This is a genomic window from Pseudomonas fluorescens Q2-87, from assembly GCF_000281895.1.
Taxonomy (GTDB): Bacteria; Pseudomonadota; Gammaproteobacteria; order Pseudomonadales; family Pseudomonadaceae; genus Aquipseudomonas; species Aquipseudomonas fluorescens_S.
Window position 1 is genome coordinate 831,856 of the sequence record NZ_CM001558.1, and the last position, 13,843, is coordinate 845,698.

Annotated in this window: 8 protein-coding genes; 7 read left to right on the forward strand and 1 reads right to left on the reverse strand. The window is 56.0% G+C overall.

Annotated elements, in window-relative coordinates:
* Positions 1-269 precede the first annotated feature (269 nt).
* The gene (locus PFLQ2_RS23840; protein WP_003177920.1) at positions 270-1,853 is read left to right on the forward strand and encodes a peptide chain release factor 3; all 1,584 of its coding nucleotides are present in this window, start codon (positions 270-272) and stop codon (positions 1,851-1,853) included.
* A gap of 205 nt (positions 1,854-2,058) precedes the next feature.
* Here PFLQ2_RS23840 and PFLQ2_RS23835 read toward each other — a convergent pair whose 3' ends face one another.
* Positions 2,059-2,418: a DUF6124 family protein gene (locus PFLQ2_RS23835; RefSeq protein WP_003177922.1), complete on the reverse strand. Its 360-nt coding sequence runs from the start codon at positions 2,416-2,418 to the stop codon at positions 2,059-2,061.
* Between the two features lie 826 nt (positions 2,419-3,244).
* On the opposite strand from PFLQ2_RS23835, the gene PFLQ2_RS23830 reads away from it, so the two are divergent.
* The 6 genes from PFLQ2_RS23830 (at position 3,245) to sbnA (ending at position 13,815) form a co-directional block, all read left to right on the forward strand.
* Entirely contained in the window at positions 3,245-3,511 is a 267-nt protein-coding gene (locus tag PFLQ2_RS23830; RefSeq protein ID WP_003177924.1) for a hypothetical protein, read from the forward strand.
* Positions 3,512-4,157: 646 nt separating this feature from the next.
* Positions 4,158-5,183 (forward strand): ABC transporter ATP-binding protein, encoded by a 1,026-nt coding sequence (locus tag PFLQ2_RS23825; RefSeq protein WP_003177926.1) that lies wholly within the window; start codon positions 4,158-4,160, stop codon positions 5,181-5,183.
* A complete protein-coding gene (locus tag PFLQ2_RS23820; RefSeq protein ID WP_003177928.1) occupies positions 5,180-5,971 on the forward strand; it encodes an ABC transporter permease in 792 nt (263 codons plus the stop codon). The genes PFLQ2_RS23825 and PFLQ2_RS23820 overlap by 4 nt, the downstream gene beginning before the upstream one ends.
* Entirely contained in the window at positions 5,971-6,753 is a 783-nt protein-coding gene (locus tag PFLQ2_RS23815; RefSeq protein ID WP_003177929.1) for an ABC-2 family transporter protein, read from the forward strand. The genes PFLQ2_RS23820 and PFLQ2_RS23815 overlap by 1 nt, the downstream gene beginning before the upstream one ends.
* Positions 6,754-6,794: 41 nt before the next feature.
* A complete protein-coding gene (locus PFLQ2_RS23810) occupies positions 6,795-12,905 on the forward strand; it encodes a non-ribosomal peptide synthetase (RefSeq protein WP_003177930.1) in 6,111 nt (2,036 codons plus the stop codon).
* The gene (sbnA, locus tag PFLQ2_RS23805) at positions 12,862-13,815 is read left to right on the forward strand and encodes a 2,3-diaminopropionate biosynthesis protein SbnA (protein WP_003177931.1); all 954 of its coding nucleotides are present in this window, start codon (positions 12,862-12,864) and stop codon (positions 13,813-13,815) included. The genes PFLQ2_RS23810 and sbnA overlap by 44 nt, the downstream gene beginning before the upstream one ends.
* Positions 13,816-13,843: the final 28 nt, after the last annotated feature.

Consider the following 13,843-nt stretch of genomic DNA (forward strand, 5'->3'; position numbering starts at 1 on the left):
GCCGGGAAAACGTTCGCGAGAAGCAGCTCTTTTCAATGCCGCTAAACGGCACGCAGATCGAGCCATGAGCGCAGCCCCGTCAGGCTAACTTGCTGATTTTCCAGACCCTGACAGGTATTCGCATCAGGGGGGTGGACGCCTCCACGTCGTAAAAGGTTCCCCTATCAGGCAGCATTTGGCCACCCTGGATGTGCTCAACGGTTCGGTTCCTGGCACAAGTTGGGCTATAATCGCCGCCCTTTTTTGAATCACCTGCCAGGCGATTTCCCATGACCAAACAGGCCGCCGAAGTCGCGAAACGCCGCACTTTCGCCATTATTTCCCACCCCGATGCCGGTAAGACCACCATCACCGAGAAGCTCTTGCTGATGGGCAAGGCGATTGCGGTCGCCGGCACGGTGAAATCTCGCAAGTCCGACCGCCATGCCACCTCCGACTGGATGGAAATGGAAAAACAACGGGGTATCTCGATTACCACGTCGGTCATGCAGTTCCCGTATCGCGATCACATGATCAACCTGCTCGACACCCCGGGCCACGAAGACTTCTCCGAAGACACTTACCGCACCCTGACCGCGGTGGACTCGGCATTGATGGTTCTCGACGGTGGTAAGGGCGTCGAGCCACGGACCATCGCGCTGATGGACGTCTGCCGTTTGCGGGACACGCCGATTGTCAGCTTCATCAACAAACTCGACCGCGACATCCGCGACCCGATCGAACTGCTTGACGAGATCGAAGCGGTCCTGAAGATCAAGGCCGCGCCGATCACCTGGCCGATCGGCTGCTACCGCGACTTCAAGGGCGTGTACCACCTGGCCGACGACTACATCATTGTCTATACCGCCGGTCACGGGCATGAGCGCACCGAAGTCAAGATCATCGAGAAGCTCGATTCCGATGAGGCCCGCGCCCATCTGGGTGACGAGTACGACCGCTTTGTCGACCAATTGGAGCTGGTGCAGGGCGCCTGCCATGAGTTCAACCAGCAGGAGTTCCTCGACGGCCAACTGACTCCGGTGTTCTTCGGTACCGCGTTGGGCAACTTCGGCGTGGACCATGTGCTCGACGCCGTGGTCGATTGGGCCCCGCGCCCGTTGGCTCGTGTTGCCAACGAACGTACCGTGGAGCCGGTGGAAGAAAAGTTCTCGGGTTTTGTCTTCAAGATCCAGGCGAACATGGACCCCAAGCACCGCGACCGTATCGCCTTCATGCGCATCTGCTCCGGCAAATACGAAAAAGGCATGAAGATGCGCCACGTGCGCACCGGCAAGGACGTGCGCATCGGCGACGCCCTGACCTTCTTCTCCTCGGAACGCGAGCAACTGGAAGAAGCCTTCGCCGGTGACATCATCGGCCTGCACAACCACGGCACTATCCAGATCGGCGACACCTTCACCGAAGGCGAAGCCCTGGGCTTTACCGGCATCCCGCACTTCGCCCCGGAACTGTTCCGTCGCGTGCGCTTGAAAGATCCGCTCAAATCCAAACAACTGCGCCAAGGTTTGCAGCAATTGGCCGAAGAGGGCGCCACCCAGGTGTTCTTCCCGACCCGCAGCAACGACATCATCCTCGGTGCCGTCGGTGTGCTGCAGTTCGACGTGGTCGCCAGCCGCTTGAAAGAGGAATACAAGGTCGAGTGCTCCTACGAGCCGATCACCGTGTACTCCGCCCGTTGGGTCGATTGCGGCGACAAGAAGAAACTCGAGGAATTTTCCAACAAGGCCGTGGAAAACCTGGCGATGGACGGTGGCGGTCACCTGACCTACCTGGCCCCGACCCGGGTCAACCTGGCGCTGATGGAAGAGCGCTGGCCGGATGTGAAATTCCGCGCGACGCGTGAGCATCACTAAGCATCGAGCGTGACCCATTGTGGGAGCAAGCTTGCTCGCGAAGCGGTGGGTCAGCTTGCGTCGATGTTGGATGCCACCGTCATCGCGAGCAGGCTCGCTCCCACACTGGATCTTCAGAGAACAGAAAATTTGTGTTCGGCACAGATTCTCTGTGGGAGCGAGCCTGCTCGCGATGGCGGCAAGTCAGCTTGCCTGGGGCACGTTGCTAACGCGGATCGGCGATATCCAGCGCCCGATTCGCCAGCAGCTCACTCACCTCAATCACTTGCAGGATCCCCAGCGCAACATGTCGGCGAGAGCCTTCAAGGTCGAATGCCAAGTCGCTGATCATGGCGTTGGCGGAGGCCAGGTTTTCGCTGAGGTTGGCGAGCAGGCTTTCGCTATCAATCCCCTCCACGACGGTCAAGAGCTGAGCTGTTCGCGGCTCTTTCTTGGCTTTGGCCTGTTCCGGCTTCAAATAATAATCGAGCGCCCGCTCAGTGGCTTCGTGGAACTTTTCCGGATCGAGGCTTGAGTAGGAAGAGGTGGGGTCTGATTCTGGTGGATTGGGTGTAGCTTTGAGCATGATGACGCTCCTATGAGGAATGGGCGTCGCCAAGACCTGTCGCTAAACAGAGTGGTGGCGACTGCACGCAGGTTAGCGAACCGGACATAGGCACCCGGCAGACCCGAAGGTCTCCTACATACAGCCGCCATAACGTAATCGCGGTTGGACCCCGCAATGCAGCATGGTTGCTTATGTGCCTATGGTTCGAGTCGCTAAACCCGACCGCTGATTTTCAGCGACCCGGTAACCATAGAGTCCAGCCTCAAGGCGCACAAGCCGGCGGATTCTGGCTGAGTTGTAGGTAAAGGTGCAAGACGATGTAGCCTCAGGACTAGTGCTCCGTGTTACTGGGTATATGTCTGTAAGGCTTTAAGAAGGGCGGGTGTTAGCGCCAATATCATGCGGACCCAATCTGTGTGTGCGAGCTTGCTCGCGAAAGCGGCGGGTCAGCTTGCCTGGATGGTGGATGTGCCGCCGTCATCGCGAGCAAGCCCGCTCCCACACTGGTCTTGTGTCAGTGCTCAATCTCCCGGTTATCCATAGCCCCTGTGGATTTTCGTTGGGCAAGAAACTTGTGTTCGGCACAGATCCCTCTGTGGGAGCAAAGCTTGCTCGCGATAGCGGGGGTGTTGAATGTACTGGCGCCATCGCGGGCAAGCCTTGCTCCCATATGGGTTCCTGGCGTTAGCAGGTTTGGAGATAACACTTATTCGAAACCAATCTGTCGGGCGGTGGCATTTATGGTGGTTCTGGAGCGTCCTATCTGGTGAACCGGCCTGTTCATAACTAGATTTTCTTGAGTGCCGTCGGGCCGCGGCTTTATCCGAAAAAGAAGGAATAGGCTATGAACAAGCTGCTACGCATGATGTTTTTGCTGAAGGTGTTGGTGATGCTGTCCCTGGGCTCCACCGCCGCGTGGGCGGAGTGTGATGAGCATGAGCAGCACGCGTCGAGTGGGCAAGTGACGCAGGGCGGGTTGATGCTTGCCGCGACCACCACAGAGGAGTCAGGCGATCAGGATAATGATGACTCGACCATAGACGAGCCGGACACCGACGACGGTGGTGATGGTGGTGAGGGCGACGCTGACGAAGGCGATAGCCAGACGTAGACTGCTGACCTAAAAGAAAACCCCTCCAGCCCAAACTGATACTCAGTCGGGGCTGGAGGGGTTTTTTATGCAGGGCGCATTATCCAAGGCAAGGACTTACCCCTGTGGCGAGTGAGCTTGCTCCCGCTGGACTGCGCAGCTGATGAATCGGATACCGACGATGGCGATGGCGATGGCGATGGCGATGGCGATGGCGACAGGCAGTCGTAAATCACCGGCAAATAACGCCTTCTGCCTTGACGGATTGCACCCGAAACTGCGGAGATTTAGCAGCGGGCCGAAGACATTTGTAGGTTTTCTCTGTAACACTTTTCTCCGTCACTCGTAGCTCCATTCTTCTTTTCCATGACCAAACGCTTTGCTCTCGACGTTGAAGTCACAAGCGATTAGTTTTAAGCCGTCGGCAAACATCGACAAAGGAAAAACCGCGAGCCAGAGGCTGTTTTGTCAGGGCTGATTTCATTAAGCCATTGTCGTGGCAGAGCGTTGATCCCGTGCTGGTCTACGCAATGATCAATTAGGAGTCGATATTTAAAAATTAAATTTGCAATGATGTTTCTTGACGGTATGGATTATTGCGTGATATTTCTCGACGTCGAAACGATATGCGCAATGGATAGCTCATTTTTTCAAGGTCTCAGTCGCGATGGATAGCATCAGTGTAAGAAATTTGTCCAAGACTTATCGAATAAAAGAGCGCTCAGAAAGGGCGTTCGGTTGGTTGAAAGAGCTTGTATCTCCCAAGACTTCTGAAAAGACTGCGGTTGACGATATTTCCTTCACCGTCAAGCAGGGTGAGGTCGTGGGCTTTCTCGGTCCGAATGGCGCAGGTAAAACCACTACATTGAAAATGCTGTCGGGGTTACTCTACCCGACTGCCGGACAAATATCGGTTCTGGGTCATAAGCCTCAACTGCGGAGTAAGGAATTTCTCAAGTCCATCTCGCTGATCATGGGGCAACGTCAACAGTTGATCTGGGACTTGCCGGCCATGGAAACCTTTCGGTTGAATCAGAAGATATTTGAAATTTCTGATGCACAGTTCAAAAAGACTTATGGTTATTTGGATGAGTTGCTTCAGGTGTCGAAGTTGGCCAAGGCGCCAGTGCGTACCTTATCGCTTGGCGAGAAAATGAAGTGTGAGCTGGTTGCGTCATTACTTCATGATCCCAAGGTTCTTTTTCTCGATGAGCCTACCATCGGGCTTGATGTCGGCGTGCAGAAGATAGTTCGTTCGTTTGTTCGGGACTATAGTCGCGAGCGCAATGTAAGCGTACTGCTAACGTCGCATTATATGCAGGATATTGAAGCCCTGTGTGAGCGAGTCGTTGTGGTTTCCGATGGCAAGATATCCTTTGATGACACCCTGGAGTCATTGCGTAAACGCATGTCGGATCACCGCATCATCACGGTGGAGCTATCCGAAAATATCGTGGCTTCAGCGCTGGGCAGATATGGTCTGGTGCGTTCCACGGACGGCTTTGTGCATGAAATGCTGGTCCCGGCTGCCGAGGTCGTGGCCGTTTGTTCGCGGGTTCTGGCCGAGCAGCCGGTCATCGACATTTCCATTGGTGATCCGCCGATCGAAGAGGCGCTGTTGAAGCTGTTCGTGGCCTCTCAGCCCGATACCCGGAAAAAGGTCCCGGGTGCTTCCGGGGAGCTTGTCGCATGAGCCGGTTTGCAGTGAAAGTCGCAGGGGTGGCACGCACGGCCATTCGTCGCAAAATTGCACATCGCGCAGAGTTGTTCGTATTGGTGCTCGCGTCTTTGGTGCCGTTGTTCATGATGGCCATCTGGATGGGTATTGCAAAAGATGCCGCACTGGAAGGTTTTACACCAGTAAGGTTTGCGGCTTACTTTGCGCTAGTGTTTCTAGTTGGCGAAATAGTCTCTAGTACGGCTGCTGAGGAAGTGGAGAGCGACATCCATTCGGGTGATATAGGCAGTCTCCTTTTAAGGCCATTCAACATTGCGCTGTATTATTTCTTGAGCGAGCTGGCTTCGGCGATGGTCAGGGTTATTCCAGTGTTTTTTCTGGTGGCCGGCGTATTCCTGTTTTCTGAGGCGGGCCAATATTTACACCTGAGCTATCTTCTCCCCGCACTGCTCGGGGTAATGCTTGGGTTTGCCATAAATTACTTGCTGTATTTCATTGGTGGGCTTGCGGCTTTCTGGTCCGATCAGGCAAGTACCTTTGATCTGGTCTTGACTTACATGCTTACTCTGTTTGGTGGTGTTCTCGCACCCTTGACACTTTATCCCGCATGGATGCAGTCGATACTTGAGTGGTCACCGTTCCCTTATATTATTAGTTTTCCAATACGAATCATTATGGGGGAGCTGACCGTCGAACAACTGATCAACGGATTGCTGTTTCAGATAGTGCTGGTCGTTGCGCTCTCGTTGTTGGCTCATTTTGTCTGGGCCAAAGGTGTTAAGCGTTATTCGGTGTTTGGGTAATGAAGACATTAGGCGCAGTCAAGGCGCTTCTAACTGCACGGTTGCAGGCGAATATGAAGGATCGTGTTCCGGTCTTTGTCAGCCTGTTGAACACTGCTTTGCTGGGATTGTCCGTTTATGTCGTGATCGAGATTTTCTTTGGAAATGTCGAGACAATTGGTGGCTGGAACAAGCAGCAGTCGATTGTGCTGTATGGGGCATTCATTTTTATTCGCTCCTTTGTACAAATGGTGGTGTTGCCTAACTGCGAGGCTGCCTCGAAGTTGATTATCAACAAGTCCATTGATACTTACTTATCCAAGCCGGTTGACCTTAAAACTATCCTGGCTTTTGGGCAGCTCCGCCTGTGGCATATCTTCGGCGCCCTGCTGGGGCTGGGATTGATGCTGGGCGGTAGCCATGCGCAGGGACAATTGACGTTGCAGACGCTGGTCGCTTTCTTCGTATTCCTGATACTGGCATGTGCGCTGGTTTATTCGGTCTGGTTCAGTATCGCGAGCCTGGCGTTTTGGACCAAGAAGACCAGCAACATTTCCCACCTGCTATTCATGTTTTTGACTACCGGTCGGTTTCCGTCCGGCGCGTACCCGGAGTGGATCCAGGTCGTGATCATGACCGTAGTACCTGTCTTTTTCATCATGGAAGTGCCCGCACAATCAGCGATGGGGTTGACGACGGGGCGGTCATTGGCGGGCGCTGTTCTGGCCACCCTGGCCTTCTTGTTGTTGTCGAGATTGCTTTGGCATTGGGGGGTCAAGAAATACCTTCGAGAAGGTGCCTGACACAAGAAGCATCGAAATTTAGACCATAAACATGGAATGCTATGGACAATTTTCTGGATGTATTCGCCGAGCAGGTTCGGCGGGCGCCTGGCGCCATTGCAGCTTCGGATGGCTGCAACAGTCTGAGCTATCGCGATCTTGACGAAATATCCGACGGCTTCGCCCGCATGCTGAGCGTCGCATCTGTCAGGCCGGGCGATATTGTCGCTATCGGTCTGGAAAGGGGACTCGGATTTCTCATTTCGATGATTGGCCTGTTCAAGGTAGGGGCCGCTTATCTCCCTCTGGATCGTACTCTGCCGCTGGATCGGCGGGCCTATATGCTGGAGCAATGCAGTTGCCAATGGCTGATAGCGGAAGACGACGCCCAGTTACTGATCGACGATGTTGGGCTTCTGACAATGCCGGTCCGGCTCGAAGGCCTTAAGGACGGGTCGCCGTTCGAGCGCTGCATACTGGCGGACGACAGTCTCGCTTATGTGATTTTCACCTCTGGCTCGACAGGGATGCCCAAGGGGGCGATGGTCCATCATGGTGGAATGCTTAATCATCTGCTGGCCAAAGTCGAAGATCTGGGCATGCACAAGGCACCCAACGTGGCGCAAACAGCGCCACAGAGTTTCGACATTTCCGTCTGGCAATTCCTGGCGCCACTCATCTGCGGCGGGCGTACGGCAATCCTGACCCGTTCGGAGTTTCTTGATCTGGATCGTCTGGGGGCACGGATCGAGCTCGACGAAATCGATATCCTGCAAGTGGTGCCGAGTCATCTGTTGGCCATTCTGGATGCGATTTGCGTGGATGCCCAAAACGCACGCTTCGACCGTTTGAGCTGCCTCGTCGCCACGGGTGAGGTGCTGCCCGTTTCACTTGCCCAACGTTGGTTGGCGACCAAGCCTCACGTCCCTTTGGTCAATGCCTACGGGCCAACTGAATGCAGTGACGACATCACTCACCAGGTTATTACCCGGATGCCTGCGGCTGACCAGGCGATCCCGATCGGGCGGGCGGTACGCGGTGTTCGGCTGGTCGTACGCGATGCTGACCGGGTAGCTTTGCCCGTAGGTGAAGTCGGCGAACTCTACGTCGAAGGGATTGCGGTGGGGCTCGGCTATATCGGTCGCCCCGACCTGACTGCCAAGGCGTTTGTCATTGTCGATGGCCGCCGAGCCTACAAGACTGGCGACCTCGTCAGTTGTGATGCCGAGGGTGTCTTTCACTATCACGGTCGGGCCGATGATCAGGTCAAGGTGCGAGGTCACCGGATCGAGCTGAGTGAGGTCGAATTCGGCATCCTGCGACTGGCTTACATCAAACAGGCGGCAGTGGTACTCAACACTTCGCGCACTCGTGCCTTCCTGACGGCTTTCATCGTCGAGCAGGAGGGCACCGCAACCGATCTTGATAGGTTGCGTCTCGACCTGCACGACGTCTTGCCGGAACACATGATTCCATCCGAGTTCCGGGTTCAGTCGTCTCTTCCCCAAACGTCCAATGGCAAGATCGACAAGAAAAAACTCACGGCCATCGCTAATGAAACAACGGCGCCTGACACCGTACAGAGCGTTGCGACAACTGCAAGTGTCGGCGCAGAGGCGCTGCTTGAGACTTGGCGTGAATTGCTGCGTAACCCGGCGTTGCGACCCGCCGACGATTTTTTCAAGCAGGGGGCTGATTCAATTCTCGCCTTGCAGTTCATTGCACGGGCAAAGGTCCACGGATATGCCTTCACTCTCGGGGACATCTTCCGGCATCCAACCACGCTCGGGCTGCTCAAAGTGGCCAGAACCCAAAACGCGGTGGTCGGCACCGCAGCTAGGGCGGGCGTTACACATTTGAATCCGCAACAAGCGAAGGGCGATTCATCATCCTTCAAGCAGATTTCGCCGGCGCAGAAGGGCATCTACGTTCAGTCGCTACGAACCCGTCATCGCACGACTTACGTGCTGCAGTATTCGTTCCGCATGGTGCTGCCTGATGGCGGTGCCGTGCTGGAAGACGGGTGGCGCAAGGCTCATCAACACCATGAGTTACTGCGCAGCGCGTTCGTTCTCGCGCCGACGGGCCAACCGGTGCGTGTCGTTGTCGAAGACGCTCCACTACGATGGTCTCGGACCAGTCTTTTGCACCTTGACGACGAGCACCAGCGCAAGCATGTGGAAGACTTCCTCGTTCAGGAAAAACAGACCGGTTTCGAGCTGGATCAGCCGGCGCTCTATCGAGTGCATCTGTTCCATTTTGGGGGCCAGGATTATCAATTTATCCTCAGTGTCCACCATCTCGTGCTCGATGGTGCATCGATCTTTGCGCTGATGAGCGAAGTCTTCTCGGGAGCGCCGGTGGCGCAGGATGCATTTTCAACCTATATCGCCGGCCAGGAAAAATTCCACTTGCAATGGGAGGATCAGCAACTCTGGTCGGACCTCCTGGAGCCCTTCCATGTGCCGGTCTGCGTAGCAGACAAGCTTGCTGAGCCGTCCTTGAAACCGGTCGAACATCGAATCTTCAAAAGACGACTGCCCGCGGCACTTGAGCAGGGCATCGCGAGGCTGTGTGGTCGTGCCGGGGTCACGATTGCCGCTGTTGCGGCAACGGCCTGGGGGATGGCACTCAATGCAATAAATGGCGGGCAGCACCAATTATTTGGAATGATTGTCTCGGGGCGTGCCGACACCGGGGTTGGGCTGGATGATATCGGGATGTACGCCAATACCTTGCCGATTCCCTTGGCACTGGCGGCGACGCAGAGCCCCGAGGTCAGCCTCCAGGCGGTCAGTAGGCGCATCGCCGAGCTGCTTCGCTTCGAATCGATATACATGAACGAGGCGTTGGCCAGCACGCGTTCGCGTTTTGCCAACGGCGCTTTTGATACGGTGCTGAACGTCGAGACGTTGGCGGATTGGGCTGTGCTTGAGGCCCCCGGCGTCACGGTCGAACTCACGCAGGTGACTGACCTCACCGAGTTTGCCTTTGCCGTTGAAGTCCTTAGCAGCGCAGATGCCATCACTGTGGATTTCATTCGCGATCCTGAATATGTCTCCGAGGAGCGAGCAGAGGCGCTGTGCGAACATTTCCTGAGTGCACTGACCTATATCTGTGAAGCACATCGCCCGCTGCAAGAGTGGCTGGGCTGGCAAGGTGTGCCCATGGTCGGTGACGAAACTTCGGCTCCGAAAGATCAACACCCGACGTCTTCGCAGCACACGTCCTTCGACACGATGGTGCTGGCTGCGGCGCGTGCAATCATCGGCGATGACACGATTGCCCTGCAGCAGAATTTCTTCTCTTCGGGCGGAGACTCGATCGGTGCGTTGCAACTCATCGCTCGTTTGAGAAGTGATGGGATGACAATTGATCTTGACAGTATCTTTGCCAGTCGATCACTGTCCGAAATCGCCCAGGCAGTGCGGCCACTGCACTGTACCGCCCGCGGAGAAATTCATCCGCCGACCGGTGCAACAGCACTGGTGCCTGTACAGCGCTGGTTCGCCGAACAGCAGCTAGTCAATCCTGACCATTGGTGTCTCGGCACGGCGGTCGAGATTCACCGTCCCGTCGCGGCCGATACCCTTGTCGCGATCACTTACAAGATACTGGAGCGCTATCCGATATTGAGTGCGCAGTTCAAGATCGGCGATGGATACGACCAGACTATTCCGGCCAATCCCGTCGATGTGCAGTCGAGTTGCAGGACAGCGCAACTGGCTGCATCGATCGATCAATCGCTGGAGCATATCCGGGCGGTGCTGGACGAGTCTCTGTCCGGTCTCGACCTCGAGCAGGGCGATTTGTTTCGTGCGGTGCTGTTTCGCACCCCGGATCCCGACACCAATCTATTGGTGCTGGTGGCGCATCACCTTGTGATCGATGCGGTGTCCCTGCGAATCCTCGTCGAGGATTATCTGCGCCTCTATGCCGGCAGCACGGTTCCTGCGCAGGTCACCCCGTTTCGCGCTTGGGCGCAGCAGCTTGCGAGTCACGGCCAAGCATTCAAGAACGATGTCCTGTCGCAGACCGCCTACTGGTCGCGGGTCATCGAGGCAATTCCCGCTGCGATACCTTTTGACCTGAACCGGCGACCATCGGGTCGCACCGCAATGTTGTCCCGGGGGTTGAGTTGCGCGGCGACCAACGCCTTGATCCGGGAGGTACCTGCGGCTTACAACACCCATATCAATGACATTCTGATCTCCGCGCTGGTCCGGGCGTTTTCCGGCTGGCGGGCGAGACCGGACATTGCGATCAACCTCGAAGGACATGGCCGTGAAAGCGTCCTGGAAGGTGTCGACGTGTGCCGCACGGTAGGCTGGTTCACCTCTGTGTTCCCGGTATGCCTGAATGATCCCCAAGAGGGGCTTGGAAGTTTGATTCAGGCGACCAAACGTACACTCGCGGATATCCCGCAACGAGGTGTAGGGTATGGTCTGCTGCGTTACCTGTTCAATGAGTCCCGGGTGATTCCTGCTGCCGAGCCCATGGTGCAATTCAACTATCTCGGGCAATGGGACAACGTGTCATTTGATGACCCGGATGTGTCGATGCCGTCTGCCCAGGTCCTGAGTCTCCTCGATCAGGTGTCGGTGGACCCGCGCAACGGACGCCAACATGCACTGGAGATCGAGGCAAGGATTGCCCAGGGTCGATTTGAAATCGACTGGTATTACGACGACGGGATCCTGTCCCCGCAGGAGGCCGGGGATCTTGCGACGCGCTACGTCGATGCATTGGCCCAGATCATCGAGCATTGCACGGCGGGCGCCGTGGTGCGGGTGCCCGGCGACTATCCGGATGTCGATCTGACGGACGATGAGTTGCAGTCGCTGATTGCAGGCGTCGGCGCCGTACCGGCGGATATCTATCCGTTGTCACCGACACAGGAGGGAATCCTGTTCCAGCACCTGATGAGCGATGACGACACCTATACACTGCAGTACGTCATGGACATTAATGGTGACGTTGACATCAGTGTGCTGGATGCGGCGTGGCAGGTGCTGGCCGAGCGTCATCCGATCCTGCGCACGGGGTTCTTCTGGGATGCGGTGGCGGGACCGGTGCAATATGTGCTGCAGAAGGCAACTTGCAGTTGGCCGATCATCGCGGGTAATGGTGATCCGGCGCAATATGAACGCCTGATGAAGGATGATCGTTCACGGATCTTTGATCTTGCGACGCCTGCTTTGACTCGCTTCACGTTGCTGTCCGATGGTTTGCAGGCGCACAAATTGATCTGGACCTACCATCACATCCTTCTGGACGGCTGGTGTGTGGCCAAGGTCATCAAAGAGCTGTTTGCCATCTACGACCAGATGATCCGAGGTGTGCAGCCCGAGGCGGTCTTCGGTCCCGTCTATCGTGACTATATCGAGTGGCTGGCCAGTCAGCAGGCGCGGGAAAATCGTCCGTTCTGGCGACATTATCTGGCGGACGCCAGGCCCAGTCTGTTTACCAGTCCGGTTGCCTATCAGCCCTCCTCGCGTGCAGATCACAACGTCTACCGGTTTACCCTCGGACGTGACCTTTCGGGTTGCATCGAGCGATTCTGCGCCGGGCTGGGTGTGACCGTTGCGGTTCTCTTCCAGCGTATCTGGGCACAGATCCTGGCCGATAACACCCAGAGCTTCACACCCATCTTCGGCTGGGCTATTTCGGGACGGCCTGTCGACCTTGAGGGCTCCCAAGACATCATCGGGCTGATGACTTCCATCGTCCCGTGCAAGGTCGATGCACAGGCGCCGTTCTCCGTCGAGGCCCTTCGGCAGTTGCAGCGCAGCAGTGCAGCCCTGCAGGACGAAGGGCATGTCTCGATGAGTCATTTCCGGAGTGCTGCCGGACTTGGTCTGGAGGCGTTGTTCAATACCGTTCTCGTGGTCGAAAACTTCGAGCTTCAGGACAACTTGCCGGTCGGTGATCGCTACCGCCTCAGTAATCTGCAGTGGATCGAGAAGTCGGAGTTTCCTTTGGTTCTCGGTCTGGTTCCGGCAGATGATTTTCTGATCGAACTCAATTTCAACCCCGAAAAGTTCTGCGTTGCGCAAATGGTCGATCTTCAACAAAGGATTGTTTTCCATTCGCGTCAAATATCTTCTCTTGGAAATGGATACCTTGAGCATGATGCAAATTTACAGTGCGAATCAGTATCACAAGCTGGCTAACTTCATTGGCGACGTGCCGGTCTACCTGAAGATAGAAGGGTTGAATCCGGCCGGGTCGATAAAACTCAAGACTGCAATATCGCTGATCGAAGAAAGTGAGCGTCTGGGCCTACTTTCACCCGGACGAAAAGTAATCGAGTCCAGCTCGGGAAACCTCGGTGTTGCGTTATCGATGATTTGTGCGCAGCGCGGTTATCCGTTTACCTGCATAACCGATCCCAACGTCAATCAGGTCAGTGTCAACCTGATGAAGGCTTACGGCGCCGAAGTCATTGTCTGTGACACCCGCGACCGAAATGGCGGTTTTCTCGGGGCGCGCATTGCCTTGATTCAGGAAATGATCCGTCAGGACCCGAGGTATTTCTGGACCAACCAGTACGCCAACCCGGCCAACCCACTGGCGCACTACAACTGGACTGCGCCGGAAATCCTGCAGCAGCACCCCAACTGCAAATGGTTGTTTGTCGGTGCCGGTACCACCGGGACGCTTATAGGCTGCGCGCGATATCTGCGTGAAAAAGCGCCAGAGGTAAAACTGATTGCCGTCGATACCGTGGGTTCGATCAACTTTCAGGAGGTGCCCAAGAAGAGGCTCATTCCCGGTTTGGGAACGAGTCGGCGCCCGGAAATTCTCGAGCGGGATCTAGTCGAGCATATCGAGTTCGTTGATGAGGTCGAGACGATCCGCATGTGTCGCAGTGTTGCGTTGGGCTACGGCCTGCTGCTTGGGGGGTCCACGGGGACCGTACTGGTTGCGGTCAAGCGCCTGAGGAAACAGATTCCGGCGGGCGACGAAGTGGTCGTGATCAGCCCCGATATGGGTGAGCGGTATCTCGAAACGATCTATTCGGATAAGTGGTGTGACGCCAACTTTGGTAGCCAGATGTATCAACACGCGATGGTGGGTTGAATCTCGGCGGTGCGTTGGTTGATGTTTC